The 13,936-nt window shown below is 67.3% G+C and carries 14 protein-coding genes; 5 read left to right on the forward strand and 9 right to left on the reverse strand.

Annotated features, from left to right (window positions below):
• Window positions 1-4 precede the first annotated feature (4 nt).
• From AC3RCJ_RS07645 to AC3RCJ_RS07680, 8 genes are all read right to left on the reverse strand, one after another.
• Complete coding sequence (locus AC3RCJ_RS07645; RefSeq protein ID WP_492965294.1) at window positions 5-1,063, reverse strand: glycoside hydrolase family 3 N-terminal domain-containing protein; 1,059 nt, start codon at window positions 1,061-1,063, stop codon at window positions 5-7.
• On the reverse strand, window positions 1,060-1,896 hold the full coding sequence (locus AC3RCJ_RS07650; RefSeq protein ID WP_492965094.1) for a carbohydrate ABC transporter permease: 837 nt from the start codon (window positions 1,894-1,896) through the stop codon (window positions 1,060-1,062). The genes AC3RCJ_RS07645 and AC3RCJ_RS07650 overlap by 4 nt, the downstream gene beginning before the upstream one ends.
• A gap of 13 nt (window positions 1,897-1,909) precedes the next feature.
• Window positions 1,910-2,779 carry a carbohydrate ABC transporter permease gene (locus tag AC3RCJ_RS07655; RefSeq protein WP_492965095.1) on the reverse strand — a complete coding sequence of 290 codons (870 nt, stop codon included), beginning with the start codon at window positions 2,777-2,779 and terminating at the stop codon, window positions 1,910-1,912.
• Between the two features lie 7 nt (window positions 2,780-2,786).
• The gene (locus AC3RCJ_RS07660; protein WP_492965096.1) at window positions 2,787-4,046 is read right to left on the reverse strand and encodes an ABC transporter substrate-binding protein; all 1,260 of its coding nucleotides are present in this window, start codon (window positions 4,044-4,046) and stop codon (window positions 2,787-2,789) included.
• 147 nt (window positions 4,047-4,193) lie between these two features.
• Entirely contained in the window at window positions 4,194-5,207 is a 1,014-nt protein-coding gene (locus tag AC3RCJ_RS07665; RefSeq protein ID WP_086148124.1) for an SIS domain-containing protein, read from the reverse strand.
• Window positions 5,197-6,309, reverse strand: a complete 1,113-nt coding sequence (gene nagA, locus AC3RCJ_RS07670) for an N-acetylglucosamine-6-phosphate deacetylase (protein WP_492965097.1) — start codon at window positions 6,307-6,309, stop codon at window positions 5,197-5,199. The genes AC3RCJ_RS07665 and nagA overlap by 11 nt, the downstream gene beginning before the upstream one ends.
• A complete protein-coding gene (locus AC3RCJ_RS07675; protein ID WP_492965098.1) occupies window positions 6,306-7,040 on the reverse strand; it encodes a GntR family transcriptional regulator in 735 nt (244 codons plus the stop codon). Before AC3RCJ_RS07675 ends, nagA begins: the two co-directional genes overlap by 4 nt.
• Before the next feature lie 2 nt (window positions 7,041-7,042).
• Window positions 7,043-7,915 carry a glucosamine kinase nucleotide-binding domain-containing protein gene (locus tag AC3RCJ_RS07680; RefSeq protein WP_492965099.1) on the reverse strand — a complete coding sequence of 291 codons (873 nt, stop codon included), beginning with the start codon at window positions 7,913-7,915 and terminating at the stop codon, window positions 7,043-7,045.
• A 348-nt stretch (window positions 7,916-8,263) separates the two neighbouring features.
• Here AC3RCJ_RS07680 and AC3RCJ_RS07685 point away from each other — a divergent pair, with 348 nt between their 5' ends.
• On the forward strand, window positions 8,264-8,551 hold the full coding sequence (locus tag AC3RCJ_RS07685) for a hypothetical protein (RefSeq protein WP_092714822.1): 288 nt from the start codon (window positions 8,264-8,266) through the stop codon (window positions 8,549-8,551).
• Between the two features lie 51 nt (window positions 8,552-8,602).
• On the opposite strand, the gene AC3RCJ_RS07690 is transcribed toward AC3RCJ_RS07685, so the two are convergent.
• On the reverse strand, window positions 8,603-8,887 hold the full coding sequence (locus AC3RCJ_RS07690) for a hypothetical protein (protein ID WP_492965100.1): 285 nt from the start codon (window positions 8,885-8,887) through the stop codon (window positions 8,603-8,605).
• 416 nt (window positions 8,888-9,303) lie between these two features.
• Here AC3RCJ_RS07690 and AC3RCJ_RS07695 point away from each other — a divergent pair, with 416 nt between their 5' ends.
• The 4 genes from AC3RCJ_RS07695 (at window position 9,304) to AC3RCJ_RS07710 (ending at window position 13,874) form a co-directional block, all read left to right on the forward strand.
• Window positions 9,304-9,825: a hypothetical protein gene (locus AC3RCJ_RS07695; RefSeq protein ID WP_492965101.1), complete on the forward strand. Its 522-nt coding sequence runs from the start codon at window positions 9,304-9,306 to the stop codon at window positions 9,823-9,825.
• Between the two features lie 65 nt (window positions 9,826-9,890).
• Window positions 9,891-11,525 carry an AAA family ATPase gene (locus tag AC3RCJ_RS07700; protein WP_492965300.1) on the forward strand — a complete coding sequence of 545 codons (1,635 nt, stop codon included), beginning with the start codon at window positions 9,891-9,893 and terminating at the stop codon, window positions 11,523-11,525.
• A gap of 1 nt (window position 11,526) precedes the next feature.
• Window positions 11,527-12,234: a general secretion pathway protein GspB gene (locus tag AC3RCJ_RS07705; protein WP_492965301.1), complete on the forward strand. Its 708-nt coding sequence runs from the start codon at window positions 11,527-11,529 to the stop codon at window positions 12,232-12,234.
• A 113-nt stretch (window positions 12,235-12,347) separates the two neighbouring features.
• The gene (locus AC3RCJ_RS07710) at window positions 12,348-13,874 is read left to right on the forward strand and encodes an alkaline phosphatase family protein (protein WP_492965303.1); all 1,527 of its coding nucleotides are present in this window, start codon (window positions 12,348-12,350) and stop codon (window positions 13,872-13,874) included.
• Window positions 13,875-13,936: the final 62 nt, after the last annotated feature.

Below are 13,936 nucleotides of genomic sequence, written 5' to 3' on the forward strand. Positions count from 1 at the left end.
CGGGTTAATGTCGGAACTGGCGCGCTGGCGCCGCAAACTGGCAGCGGCGCCTTGCCTCGGCCATGATGATGCGGTCGGCCGCCTCCTGCGCGTACACGCCGGTGCCGCCCGGATAGCGTGCGGCCAGCGCCGCCAGGCGCTGCAGGCGCTGGCCCACGGCCTGCAGCGGCACGGTGGCGTCGGCCAGCGCGGCGCCGATGGCATCGAGGGCGCGCGCCACGCTGCCGGCATCGGGCAGCACGACCATGTCGGCACCGGCGGCCAGCGCCTGCGCGGCGACATTGCCGCCATGGCCATCGATGCCATGCGTGAGCAGCACGCCGTCGTAGCCCCATTGCGTGCGCAGCAGGCCTTGCAGCACCCTGGCGGACAGGCTGACGGGCAGCGTCGCATCGAGGGCCGGATAGAACACGTGCGCGCTCATCATCGAGGCCGCATGCGCGGCGGCCTGGCGGAAGGGCACGAAGTCGTGCTCCTCCAGCTGCGAGCGCGTCTTGTCGACGCTGGGCAGGACGGCGCCGGTGCCCGGCTCGGGCAGCCACAGCCTGGCGCAGCACGCCACGCCCTCGGCCTGGCTGCCGGCCATCCAGGCCAGCGCCATGGCGGCCGCTTGCGCCGGGTCGCCGCCGAAGGCCTGCGCCGCGCCCGGTGCATCGCCGCTGGCGCCGGCCGGGTCGAGCAGCGGCGCGAACAGCCAGTTGATGCCCAGCGCGCGCAGGCCGCGCGCCGCCGCCGCCCCCGTGCCATGGGCCAGTTCGGCGTCGCCGGCCGCGCACAGCGCCATGGCCGTCGGCGGGACGGGCAGCCAGGCCGGATAGGCCGATGGCGTGCCGGCCGCGTCGATGGCCACCAGCGCCGCCGGCCCCAGGATGCGGTGCAGCGCGCCGGTCAGGCCCGCCAGTTGCGCGCCGTCGCCGATATTGTGCGCGCGCAGACATACGGCGCGGATGCCGTTTTCCCGCAGCCACAGCGCGGTGGCCGTATCGAGCGCGGTGCCGGGGATGCCGGCCATCAGCAGCTGCCCGGCCAGCAGGCGCAGGTCGGAGGCGATCGATGTCTTCATTTGACGGCGCCGTCCATGCCGCGCATGAAAAAGCGCTGGGTAAACAGGAATGCCAGCAGGGTCGGCACGATGGTGATCAAGGTGCCGGCGGCGATCACGCGCGTGCTGCTGCCAAACGTGCCGCGCAAATACAGCACGCCCACCGACAGGGGGAATTCATCGGGCTTGCTCATGACGATGGAGGGCCAGATGTATTCATTCCACGATTCGACGGCCGTCAGGATGCCGACGGTGGCCAGCCATGGCGTGATCAGCGGCAGCATGATGCGGCTGAAGATGACCCACTCGGAGGCGCCATCGACGCGCGCGGCGTCGATCAGGTCTTGCGGCACTTCCTCGAACGCCTGCTTGAGCAGCAAGATGGCCACGGCCGTCACCACGTTGGGCAGGATCACGCCCGTGTAGGTGTCGACCAGGCTCATTTGCGTGATGGTGATGAAGTTGACGAGGAAGTTCACTTCCGACGGCAGCACCAGGGTGGCCAGGATCAGGCCGAACACCAGCTTGCGGCCGCGAAATTTCAGGCGTGCCAGCGGATACGCGGCCAGTGAGCACAGCAGCAGCTTCCAGAACACGGTCAACACGGCGATCAGCACCGAGTTCTTGAAGAACGACCAGATCGGAATGGCCTGGAACACTTCGATGAAGTTCTCGAACGACGGCGCCTTCGGCCAGAACGTGGGCGGGAAGGCGAAGATATTGCCTTCCGTGGAAATGGCCGTCACCAGCGTCCACCAGAACGGGAAGACGCAGACGACGGCGATGGCGCACAGCACGGCGTAGTGGCCCAGCATGTGCAGGCGCGTTTTCAGGGGGCGGGAACGGGTTGTCATGGTCATTCCCCTGTCAGCGGTGCTTGGGTTTGAGGTAGCGCAGGCACAGCAGGGCGATGCCGATGCAAAATAGCGAGACGACGAAGCTGGCCGCCAGCGCGCGCGGCAGCTTCAAGTGCTTGAGGCCCTGGTCGTAGGCGTAGTACAGCGCCGTGAAGGTGGAATTCATCGGGCCGCCCTGGGTCAGCACGTCGACTTCCTGGTACGCCTTCAGGGCCGCCAGCACGGACAGGATGGAGCACAGCATGATGGTCGGGCGCAGCATCGGCACGGTGATCTTCCAGAAGCGCTGCCAGCGGTTGGCGCCATCGAGCATGGCCGCTTCCTGCATGTCCGACGGGATCGATTGCAGCGCCGCCAGGTACATCACCATGTACCAGCCCAGGCCGCGCCACAAGGTGACGAACATCACGGCGAACAGGGCCAGGCTGTCGTTCGACAGCCAGCCCACGGGCGCGTTCACGAGCTTTAACGTCAGCATCACGTAATTGAGCGCGCCCTGTTCGTGGAACATGAAGCCCCACATGATGCCGACCACGGACACGGTGGTTACCACGGGCACGTAGAAGGCGGCGCGGAACAAACGGATGCCGGGCAGGCGGTTGTTGACCAGCACGGCCAGGGTGATGGCGCCCACCTGCACGAAGGGCACCATCAGCAAAAACATCAGCGAGTTCTTCAGGCCCGAGACGAACATCTCGTTGTTGAAGATGTAGCGGAAGTTGTCGAGGCCGACGAAGCGCGTCTCGCGTATCAGGCTGTAGTCGGTGAAGGCCAGCACGGAGCCATAGCCGACGGGCCAGAACGAAAAGGCGGCCAGTAGCAGCAGGGCCGGGGCGAGGAACAGCCAGGCTTGCAGGGTGTGGCGGTGGGCAAGTTTCATGGTGTCCTTAGTGGCGCGGCATGCTGGCCAGCTTCTTGTTCCAGATGGCGACGGCCTGGTCCAGCGCCTGTCTGACGTCCTGTTTGCCCGTCACGCCCGCCTCGACGGCTTTCACCAGCGAGCGGCGCAGCTCGTCGTAGTCGTCGACGCCGGCCACGTACAGGGTGCGCGAGTGGTGCATCGACAGGGCGCCGGCGGCCACCGCCTTGGCAGCGGCGCCCGCGTTCGTCGGCGTGGACAGAAAAAACGGGTCGGCTGCCGCCTTGACGGTGGTGGGAAAGACGCTGGCCTGGCGCGCGAAGGCCAGCTGGTTGTCGTCATTCGTCAGGAAGCGCGCGAACTTGCCCACCGATGGCAGCAGGCGCATCGACACGCCCTTGGGAATGGCGAAGTGCACCAGCCAGCCGCCATCGGCGATGCCGGTCGGTCCCAGCGGCGCGGGCGCCACGTCGGTGATGGCATAGATGTCTTTCGCGTCGCTGCGGATGCGCTGCATCGCCGTCGGCGGCGCCAGCAGCATGCCCAGGCGGCCGCCCTTGTAGGCGTCGATGACGGCCGGGAAATTATCCTCGGCGAACAGGCTTTCCTTCAGCAGGCCGCCCGCCTTGTAGGTATCGGCCAGTTTTTGCACCAGCGCCACGTGCTGCGGCGAATTGAAGACGGCCTGGTTGTTGGCGATGACGGCCAGGCCCTGCTGCATGAACAGGCCGTCGATCTTCGACAGCGCCGGGGCGATGCCGGCCTTGCCCGTGCGTTGCGCGATCTGCCGCGCAAACGCCAGTTGCTCGTCGAGGCTGGCGGGGCCGCGCGACAGGCCCGCCTGCCTGAAAATGGCCGTATTGAAGGCGATCACGGCGACATTGCTGTACATGGGGAAGCCGTAGGTGCGGCCCTTGAAGCGCAGGTCTTCCAGGGCGCTGGGCAGGTAGCTGGCGCGTGCCTCGCCAAGCAGCGCATCGACCGGCATGAGCAGGCCGTCGCGCGCATATTCGTCGGCCCAGGGCACGTTCAGGCTGACCAGCGCGGGCGGCGTGCCGGCCACGATGCGCGTGACCAGCTTGGTCTGGATCACGTCCCACGGGAAGTCGATCCATTCGATCTTGACGTCGGGATTCTGCGCCTCATAGCGTGCCACCACCGCATTGAAATACGGCGTGAACTTGGGCTTCATGCTGAAGGTCCAGAATTCGATTTTCTCGACAGCGCATGCCTGCGGCGCGAACAGGCTCGCGCAAGCAAATACTGCCAACAGTCTCTTGATCGTCATTTTTATCCTGGAGCGCGAAGCTCCAATGTCCATGAGTCTGCGGCGCGGGTACATGCCCTTGCCGTCGCTTATTGGTGCGGCTGGTGTTCGTGGCAATCCCGCCCCGTGCCGGGGGCGGGGTTGCCGGTGCTGCCTGCTGCGGACTGCTTAATTGGTCTTCGTGACCTTGCTCAGGTGGCGCGGCGCATCCGGGTCCATGCCGCGCGCCGCCGACAGCTTGGCCGCCATCACGTAGAAGGACTGGATGGCGACGATGGGGTCGAGATCCGGCGTGGCCGCCACGGGCAGGGTCAGGTCGCGCTCGGCCACGTCGGCGGGCGCCGCCAGCAGGACCTTGGCGCCGCGGCCGCGCATTTCCGTGGCCAGCTGCAGGAGGCCGGCCTGCGTCGGGCCGCGCGTGGCGAAAATCAGCAGCGGGTAGCCGTCTTCGATCAGCGCCATCGGGCCGTGCTTGATTTCGGCGCCGCTGAAGGCTTCCGCCTGCAGGGCCGAGGTTTCCTTGAATTTCAGTGCCGATTCCAGCGCCACGGGGAAGCTGATGCCGCGTCCGACGACCATGATGTTGCGCGCCGGCGCCAGCACGTCGATGGCGGGCGACCAGTCGACGCGGGTCGCTTCGAGCAGCGCCTCGGGCAGCGCTTCCAGGCCTGCCTGCAGCTCGGGGTCGTTCTGCCACTGGGCCACCATGCGCGCGCCGGCGACCAGGCTGGTGATGAAGCTCTTGGTGGCGGCGACGCTTTGTTCCTTGCCGGCGCGCAGGGGCATGGCCCATTCGGCGGCGTGCGCCAGCGGCGACTCGATATCGTTGACCAGGGCCACGGTGGTGGCGCCGCCGTCGCGGAAGTAGCGGATCGGCTCGACCACGTCCGGGCTCTGGCCCGATTGCGAGATCGAGATGGCCAGGGTGTCGCGCGTCACCAGCGGCGACTTGTTCAGGGTCACCAGCGACATCGGCAAGGATGCCACGACGCGGCCCAGGCGCGCCATGATCAGGTAGGCGACGTAGTTGCAGGCGTGGTCGGAGCTGCCGCGCGCGATGGTCAGCGCGGTCGAGAACGAGGTGCTCCTCAATTTGCGGCCCAGTTCCGCGTAGCGTTCCGTGTCGCTGGCCAGTTGCAGGGCGACGCATTCGGCGGCGGAAACGGCTTCTTTAAGCATCATTGAGGTCACAGATTTCTCCTTCTATATACACAGCTTTGAGTTTGAGGTCGCGATCGAGTACCACCAGATCGGCGTAAGTGCCGGGGGCCAGCCGGCCGCGTTCTTCCAGGCCCAGGTAATCGGCGGCATTGGTCGAGACGCGCTTGGACGCGTCGGCCAGGTCCAGTCCCAGTCCCACCAGGTTGCGCAGCGCCTGGTCCAGGGTCAGGGTGCTGCCCGCCAGCGTGCCGTCGGGCAGGCGCACGCCGCCCATGCATTTCTGCACGGCGTGGCGGCCCAGCATGTATTCGCCGTCCGGCATGCCGGTGGCGGCGGTCGAATCGGTGACGCAGTACAGGCGCGGGATGGCGCGCAGGGCCACCTTGATGGCGCCCGGGTGCACATGCAGCAGGTCGGGTATGAGTTCGGCGTATTCGGCGTGCGCCAGGGCGGCGCCGACCATGCCCGGTTCGCGGTGATGCAGGCCGCTCATGGCGTTGAACAGGTGCGTGAAGCCGACCGCGCCGTGTTCCAGCGCGGCCACCCCGTCTTCATAGGAGCCGAGGGTATGGCCGATCTGCACGCGCACGCCGGCGTCGGCCAGCGCGCGCACCAGTTCCAGGTGGCCGGCGATTTCCGGCGCCACGGTGATGACGCGCAGCTTGGCCAGGGTTTGCAGGCGTTCGATTTCGGCCAGGGTGGCGGCGCGCGCGTAGTTGGGCTGCGCGCCGAGCTTGCCGGAATTGATGTACGGGCCTTCCAGGTGGGCGCCCAGCACGCGCGCCGTATTCGGCCGCCGGTGCCTGGTCGCCTCGCCGATGGCGCTCAAGGCCATGTCGATGTCTTCGGGCGGCGCCGTCATGGTGGTGGCCAGCAGGCTGGTGGTGCCGTGGCGCGCATGGATGGCGGCGATGGCGTAGACGGCGTCGCCGCCTTCCATGATGTCCTTGCCGGCGCCGCCATGCACGTGCAGGTCGATGAAGCCCGGCAGGATGTAGTCGTCGCTGTTGTCTGAGGGGTGGCGGGAATCGCCCGTGATGCTGTCGACGCGCTCGCCGAAGGCGATGGCGCCGTGGATCCAGCCGCCGGGGGTAAGGATATTGCCTTTGATAGTGCTGCTCATCTGCGCGACTCCGCTACGAATTCATAATAATCACTGCGGCAATACGAGTGGGTCAGTTCCACCGCTGCGCCGTTGTCGAGATAACTGACACGGGTGATGTGCAGCATGGCCTCACCCGTCTTGATATTGGCCAGCTTGGCCTGTTCCGCCGTGGCGTTGACGGCGCGGATATGCTGCAGCGCGCGCATCGGGATGGTGCCGCGCGACTCCAGGTAGCCGTACAGGGAATCGGTCACCTGCTGCGGGTCCGGCATGTACAGCACGGGGATGGTGGTCGTCTCGATCGCCATCACCACTTCGTCGGCCGTGCGCAGGCGGCGCAGGCGCGCCACCGGCATGTGCGGCGACAGGCCCAGCGACAGCAGTTCCAGCGGCGCGGCCGCGCCGATGTCGCGCTGCAGCCAGCGCGAGCCGGCCGTAAAGCCCCGCTGGCGCAATTCCTCCGAAAAGCTCGTCAGGCGCGACAGCGGCTGTTCCAGCTTGGGCGTGATGTAGGTGCCCGAGCCGCGCTTGCGCGTCAGCATGCCACGGTCGCACAGCATGTCGATCGCCTTGCGCGCCGTCACGCGCGAGATTTCCAGGATGTCCGACAGCACGCGCTCCGAGGGCAAGGCCTGGTTGGCGCGCCAGTCGCCGCTGGCGATGCCGTCCGACAGCATGTTCGCCAGCTGCATGTAGAGCGGCGTGTCGCTGGCCGGATTGGGCTTGAAGGCGGACAGTTTGGCCAGCATGGTCATTGCTCCTGCAAGTGCTTGCGTATCAGGCGCAGGCCGCCCGCGGCCGAGTCGCCCTGTGCCGGCACGACCAGTTGCAACAGTGCCGCCGGCAGGTAGGCCGACAGCGGTGCCGCCAGCCCGCCGCACAGGGCCACGGGCAGGGTGCCGGCCGGGTCCAGCGCCCTGGCGATGAGGGCGATCTGCTGGCCCGCATCGGTCAGGATGGCGCGCGCCACCGCGTTGGTGGCCGCATGTTCGAGCACCAGCCGCGCCAGTTGCGCGAACGTGGTCTGGCTGGCGGCGGCCAGCCACACCTGCATGGCGTCGCGCTGGCCGCCGCAGGCATCGATGACGGCCGTGGCGAAGGCGCTGCCGGGCACGCGGCCATCGACCACTTGCTGCGCGTGGTTGACGGCGCGCATGCCGATCCAGGCGCCGCCCGCTTCGTCGCCGGAGGGAAAGCCCCAGCCGCCCACTTCGTGGCGGCTGCCGTCCGCATGCAGCACTTCGCCCACGCTGCCGGTGCCGATGGCGACGATGACGCCGGGCTGGCCCGCGTGCGCGCCCAGCAGGGTGGTCAGCGCATCCGATTCGAGTGCAACAGAGGCATAGCCGGGATTGTGTTCGATGAAGCTGGCGGCCCACTGCTTGTTGTGCACGCCGGCCAGGCCCAGGCCGATGGCCATGCGCTGCAGCGAGGGCTGGTCCAGGCCGGCGGCGCGGAAGGCCAGCGTGACGGCATGCGCCACGGACGTCCAGGCACGGTCTATGCCCAGTCCCAGGCCGGACGGGCCGCTTTGTCCCTGCGCCAGCTCCTGGCCGTCCAGGCGCGCCAGGCGTACGCGGGTGCCGCTGCCCCCGCCGTCGACGCCGATTATGTATTCGATCATGTTATGCAGTCCCGCGTTTGGTTGAGTGCGCCGGTCTCGGTTCTTTTATTTGTCGGGCGGCGAAAAAGCTGAAGGCACTATATTGTCGCCTCGATGGCTTGTCAACAGGTATTTAAGTGGTATTAACAAATGCGCGGAGCAATGCCGTGCCGTGCCCGAAAGAAATATTGCAAGTCATTGTTAATAAAGGAATTTGTATCTTTCGTGAATGGTATTGAAATTGGCCTTGTTTAATGCCAATTTTTCACGAGTGGTCTGTGCCGCGCGTTGCGGTGTTGCTTGTTTGCATGCTTGGCAAGGGGCGCCATGAAGAGTACAGTCCGCCTTTTACATCCGGGTTGGAAGAGCATGATGAACGACAAGGCAGCAAAGAGCGAGTACTGGGACGACTGGCAGCAAGAGGCGCTGGCCGCCGGCGTATCGGCGCCGCTGGCCGCGCTGGGCATGGAAATGATGCGCACGCACCGCAAGAACCGCTGGCCGAAGGATTTCCTGGGCCGCGAAAGCGATGGTCCGGTCATGATCGAGATGTGCCTGGAAGATGAGGCGGAAACGGAATTGTTCTTTATCGAAAACCTGTATCCCTACGATACGGCATTGATCGAGAAGACGCGCCGCCGCCTGTGCCTGCACTGAGCGGGCGCTGACGCCTGACTGGAACGGCCGCCTTGCGCGGCCGTTTTGACGTCAGTGGCTGAATTTTTCGCTGGGGGCGCGCGCGCGCATGCGCAGTCCCAGCAGGCCGATGGCGACCAGCAGCAGCGAGTAGGTGCTCGGTTCGTGCTGGATGCGCGCGCGCAGCGAAACGCGCGGCGTCTGGAAACTGGCACGGTGCACGGCCGGCCGCGCCGGCATCGCCTGCGCGGCCACCTGCAGGTCGGCCTGGCGCACGGCTTGCCGTGCGTCTGCCGCTTGCGCGCTGCTGGCCGTGCCCAGCAGCAGCGCGCCCAGCAAGATCATAGTTCTCATCATGTTGTGTCCCTGCCCAAGGCTGCAATCTGATTACGCATGGCCGGCCACATGCCGGCCCATGTCCTGTCTCCAGTTTGTATGCTTGTCTCCGGCGGGTCATTGCCTGCTGGAAAAGATATCTTTTTATAAAGTGCGTGTATTTAAACACAATAAAATAAAAAAACAAACGTATTTTTTCAAATACGGATAGGCGGGCGCCGGTTTCGCCTGGCGCCGCGATGCCCTTGCAAGGGGGAAATGACGTGGCATTTTCATGGGGGAGTGTCATAATGGCTGCGGCATCCCCGCCCAGGCATGGAGTAGAAAATGAGCAAGGCACAGGACAGCAAGAAGGAAAGCAAGAAGGAACCGGCAAAGTCCATGAAGGAAAAGAAGGAAGCCAAGAAGGTCAAGAAAGAAGAGCGCAAGCGCTGATCATGCGCGCGTGCCGCCTGCCGTTGCCGCGCTGGCGCTTCCTGCCCAGGCCGCCGGGGGCCGTTTTGCTGGTCGCCATCGTAGCGGCCGGCGGCGCGCTGGCGCAGAAGGCGCCGCCGTCCACGTTCGGCCAGGTGGTGGGCAACGCGGTGCTGTGCGTCGACCATATCGACAACAAGGCTTTCTATTCCTATCTGCTGGGCGCCTTCGGGCCCGCCTACAAGCATGAAGGGGGCGCTTACTGGTTCCGCACGGAAGCGACCCTGTGGGGGGCGCCCATCACGGATGTGATCGTCAGCGACGACAGCAGTGCGCTGGTGTTCATGGGCGTGGTTGCCGATGCCACGCCGGAAAAAATCGAACCGGCCATCCGTGCCGCGTCGGGCATGCGCTTCAGCAAGCTGGATAATTCCGCCTTTCCCGTCCGCGGTTCCGTTCCTGGCAGTAAAATCGTGTACTTCCGTAGCAAGGCAAAAGTCTATTGCGCCAAGTACAAGCCCCTGCCGCCCGCCCAAACCCGGTGAGCGCGCCGGCTTGCCGCAGCGTATGCTGAGCGGCGCATTTTGATCGTTCCATCCGCAGGGTCTCCATGTACACGCATTATTTCCAGCTCAAGCAATCGCCGTTTTCGATCGCCCCCGATCCCCGCTACCTGTTCATGAGCGAACGCCACCGCGAAGCGCTGGCGCACCTGCTGTATGGCGTGGGCAGCGGCGGCGGCTTCGTGCTGCTGACGGGCGAGATCGGCGCCGGCAAGACCACCGTCTGCCGCTGCTTCATGGAGCAGATCCCGGTCAATTGCCAGCTCGCCTATATTTTCAACCCCAAGCTGTCGGTCGAGGAGTTGCTGCACTCGATCTGCGAGGAGTTCGGCATCGCGCTGGCGCCCGGCGTGGCCAGCGTGAAAGGCTATGTCGACGCCATCAATGCGTATCTGCTGGCCAGCCATGCGCAAGGCAAGAACAATGTGCTGATCATTGATGAAGCGCAAAACCTGTCCGCCGCCGTGCTGGAACAGCTGCGTTTGCTGACCAACCTGGAGACGAGCGAGCGCAAGCTGCTGCAGATCATCCTCATCGGCCAGCCCGAATTGCGCGCCATGCTGGCCCGCCCCGAACTGGAGCAGCTGGCGCAGCGCGTGATCGCCCGCTATCACCTCGGCTCGCTGTCTGCGGACGAGACGGCCAGCTACATCCATCACCGGCTGGCGGTGGCCGGCTGCGTGGCGCACGCGCCGTTCGCGGCGCGCCTGATGGCGCAGATCCATGCCATGAGCCACGGCGTGCCGCGCCGCATCAACCTGCTGTGCGACCGCGCGCTGCTGGGCGCCTACGTGGAAAACCAGCCGCAGGTGACGCGCCGGATACTGCGCCGGGCGGGCGCTGAAGTGTTCGCGCAGGCCGGTGCCGGCCCGCTGGCGCCGCCGGTTTGCTGGCGCTGGCCGCAGGTGGCGGCCGGCGTGCTGGGCGGCGCGTTGCTCACGGCGGCGCTGGCCTGGCACTTCATGCCCGTGCGCCCCGCGCCCGCCGCACCGGCCAGCGCGCCCTCCGTGGCGGCGGCACCGGCGGCCGCCGCCGCCCCGGTCGCCGCGCCCGTCAGCGGTCCCGGCCGCGATGCCGTGCTGCGCCAGCTGGCGGCCCTGTGGGGCGAGCGCTTGCCGCCGGACGGCGACGCTTGCCAGGCGGCCGCCAGGGCCGGCTTGCGCTGCCTGCACAGCCGTGGCGGCATTGCCGAGCTGCGCGTGCTCGACCGACCCGCCATGCTGGCCTTGCGCGATGCGGCCGGCGCGGAACGGCCGGCCTTGCTGGCGCAGGTGCAGGGCGAGACGGCCAGGCTGCAGCTTGATGGCAAGTCGCAAACCTTGCCGCTGGCCGAACTGGCGCAGCGCAGCGACGGCGGTTTCACGACATTCTGGCGTGCCCCGCGCAGCTGGCGCGATGAAGTGCCGCCCGGCGCCCGCGGCCCCGACGTCGATTGGCTGGCGCAGCGCCTGGCCCGGTTGCACGGCTTGCCGCCGCCCGCTGACAATGTGCCGCTTGATGCGGCGATGCAGGCGTCGCTGCGCGCATTCCAGCAGAGCCAGAACCTGAAGGCCGATGGCCTGGCGGGACCGAAAACGTTCATTCGTCTCATGCAATTGGGCGACAACTCGGAGCCGCGCCTGTCCGGTGCTGCTCCTGCCGTGGCGCGGCCCGCCGCGGCGGCGATAGTGGCGGGAAAATAAGATGTCTTACATACTGGAAGCACTGAAAAAATCGCAGGCCGAACGCCAGCTCGGCGAATTGCCGTCGATCCACGCCGCGCAGCTGTCGCTGCATGGCGCACCGGCGTCCGGCGGCAGGCGGCGCCTGTCCGCCTGGCTGGCGCTGGGCGCGGTGACGGCGGCCGTGGCCGGCGCGCTGCTGCTGTGGCAGCCATGGCAGGCCGCCGCGCAGCCGCCTGCGACCGTCCCCGCCGTGCTGGCCCAGGCCGTCCCGGCACCCGTTCCCGCGCCGGGATCGGCCGCCGCGCCCGCCCCGGCGGCGGCGCCCGTGCCTGCGCCCGCGCCGGCCGCGCCGCCAGCGGCCACCGCCGCGCCCGTACACCATGCCGTGGCCGTGCCGGAGCCGCAGCAGGAGACGCCTGGCCAGGCCGCGCCGCCCGTGGCCGTCAACGCTGCGGTGCCGCCGCCCGCGCCCGCCGTGCCCGTTCCCGCGGCCGAGGAAGCCGTGCCCGGCTTGCGCGACTTGCCCGAGCCGATACAGCGCCAGATTCCCCCGCTTGCCATCGGCGGCTATATCTATTCGAAGAATCCGGCCGACCGCCTGCTGTTGATCGATAAGGTGCTGCGCCACGAGGGCGAGGAACTGGCGCCTGGCCTGGTGCTGGAAAAACTGCAGCCAAAGGCGGCCGTGTTCAATTTCAAGGGCTACCGCTACCGCGTTCCCTATTGAGGTAAGCTCAGCAGTTGTGGCATATCAAGGCCAGGCGACGACAGGTGAACCTCTCCGGCCGGGGCCGGTCGAACCAGGGTTGCCGCGACCGTGCGCGCGGCGGGGGAGTTCCGATGACCGCTGTCGATGCCGTTAATCCACTTGCCGATCCGCTGGACCATCTTGCGCGCATCGCGCATATCGTCGTGCTGATGATGGAAAACCGCTCGTTCGACCACATGCTGGGATACCTGAGCCTGGAAGGCGGGCGGGCCGACATCGATGGCTTGCGGGCCGGCCACGTCAACTTGCATGCCGGCAAGGCCTATCCGGTGCACCACTTGCTGCGCACGGCCTTCGGTCCGGGACAGGACCCGTCGCATACGGGCGCATCCGTCAGCGTGCAGTTGCAAAATAATAACGGCGGCTTTGTCGACGACTATGCGCAGACCCATCCCGGCGACCCCGATATCGACCTGGTGATGGGGTATTACAATGGGGCCGACCTGCCCATGTACGATTTTCTGGCGCGGCACTTTTGCGTGTGCGACCGCTGCTACAGTTCCGTGCCTGGCGCGACCTGGCCCAACCGCCTGTACGCCATCAGCGGCAGGGCGGCCGGCAGCCGGGACAGCAAGCGCGTGCCCCTGTATGCGAACAAATCGTTCGTGCGCCACCTGGACCGCGCCCAGGTCGGCTGGAAGTTTTATTCGGCCTGGAAGCCGTGGAGCCTGGCCTTGACGGACGACCATTACCGTTCGTCCGAGTTCTATGAACCGTTCGGCTCCAGCCAGCGCCGCTATGGCTTCATCGGCGACGCGCTGGCCGGCACCTTGCCGGCGCTCAGCTGGATCGACCCGCATTTCTTCGAAAACGACGACCATCCGCCGGCCGACGTGCGCGCCGGGCAGGCGCTGGTGGCGCAGGTGTACCAGGCGCTGTCGCGCGGTCCCGCCTGGCAGCGTACCTTGCTCATCATCAGCTACGACGAGCATGGCGGCTTTTTCGACCACGTGCCGCCGCCGCCCGCCGTGGACGACGACCCCGCCTTCCGCCAGTACGGCGTGCGCGTGCCCATGCTGCTGGTGTCGCCGCTGGTCGCGCCGGGCAGCGTCTGCCACCAGGTGTTCGATCACGCGTCCATCATCAAGACCATCCTGCAGCGCTTTTGCCGCGGCGCCGATGGCGCCTTGCCCGACATGGGCGCGCGCGTGGCGGCCGCCAACAGCCTGGCCACGGCGCTGGCGCAGCCGCAGGCGTCGCCTGCGCCGCTCGTGCCCGGCAGCGTGCAGCTGCAGCGTGCGCAATGGGAGGCGGACCTGCGCGCCGCGGACTTTGCCGTGCCAGCCGTTCCGGCCGCCAGCGCGGACGGCCATGCCGCCGTCGATGGCGGCGTTGGCGTGCCGGCCTTGTCCGACGCCGAGGCGGGGGCGCTGGCGGCGCACCGGCAACTGGCCCGCAGCGCGAGGAATGCGCTGGCGGCAAACGGCCGCGCGGTGCCACATGCGGGCGGACGGCGCCGGCGCGGCAAGGACCTTGCGCCTGGCACGGCTGACGCCGCCGCCGACGCGGCGCCAGCCGGCAAGCCGCCCGGCAAGCGCCGCCGCAAGGCCCCGCCTGCGCGCCAGGGGCCGGCTGCGGATGGCGATGGCGGAGCCTGAGGCGGGCGCGCGGCTGTTGCCGGATTGCATGAAGAGAGGGCGCGATTGCGTATAATGGTGAT

The organism is Janthinobacterium sp. GW822-FHT07H11, from assembly GCF_058798615.1.

What these genes read in the sequence shown, in the direction of transcription:
- AC3RCJ_RS07645 (WP_492965294.1), bottom strand. Translation starts at nt 1,063, where the DNA reads ATGAAGACATCGATCGCCTCCGACCTGCGCCTGCTGGCCGGGCAGCTG.
- AC3RCJ_RS07650 (WP_492965094.1), bottom strand. Translation starts at nt 1,896, where the DNA reads ATGACAACCCGTTCCCGCCCCCTGAAAACGCGCCTGCACATGCTGGGC.
- AC3RCJ_RS07655 (WP_492965095.1), bottom strand. Translation starts at nt 2,779, where the DNA reads ATGAAACTTGCCCACCGCCACACCCTGCAAGCCTGGCTGTTCCTCGCC.
- AC3RCJ_RS07660 (WP_492965096.1), bottom strand. Translation starts at nt 4,046, where the DNA reads ATGACGATCAAGAGACTGTTGGCAGTATTTGCTTGCGCGAGCCTGTTC.
- AC3RCJ_RS07665 (WP_086148124.1), bottom strand. Translation starts at nt 5,207, where the DNA reads ATGATGCTTAAAGAAGCCGTTTCCGCCGCCGAATGCGTCGCCCTGCAA.
- nagA (WP_492965097.1), bottom strand. Translation starts at nt 6,309, where the DNA reads ATGAGCAGCACTATCAAAGGCAATATCCTTACCCCCGGCGGCTGGATC.
- AC3RCJ_RS07675 (WP_492965098.1), bottom strand. Translation starts at nt 7,040, where the DNA reads ATGCTGGCCAAACTGTCCGCCTTCAAGCCCAATCCGGCCAGCGACACG.
- AC3RCJ_RS07680 (WP_492965099.1), bottom strand. Translation starts at nt 7,915, where the DNA reads ATGATCGAATACATAATCGGCGTCGACGGCGGGGGCAGCGGCACCCGC.
- AC3RCJ_RS07685 (WP_092714822.1), top strand. Translation starts at nt 8,264, where the DNA reads ATGATGAACGACAAGGCAGCAAAGAGCGAGTACTGGGACGACTGGCAG.
- AC3RCJ_RS07690 (WP_492965100.1), bottom strand. Translation starts at nt 8,887, where the DNA reads ATGATGAGAACTATGATCTTGCTGGGCGCGCTGCTGCTGGGCACGGCC.
- AC3RCJ_RS07695 (WP_492965101.1), top strand. Translation starts at nt 9,304, where the DNA reads ATGCGCGCGTGCCGCCTGCCGTTGCCGCGCTGGCGCTTCCTGCCCAGG.
- AC3RCJ_RS07700 (WP_492965300.1), top strand. Translation starts at nt 9,891, where the DNA reads ATGTACACGCATTATTTCCAGCTCAAGCAATCGCCGTTTTCGATCGCC.
- AC3RCJ_RS07705 (WP_492965301.1), top strand. Translation starts at nt 11,527, where the DNA reads ATGTCTTACATACTGGAAGCACTGAAAAAATCGCAGGCCGAACGCCAG.
- AC3RCJ_RS07710 (WP_492965303.1), top strand. Translation starts at nt 12,348, where the DNA reads ATGACCGCTGTCGATGCCGTTAATCCACTTGCCGATCCGCTGGACCAT.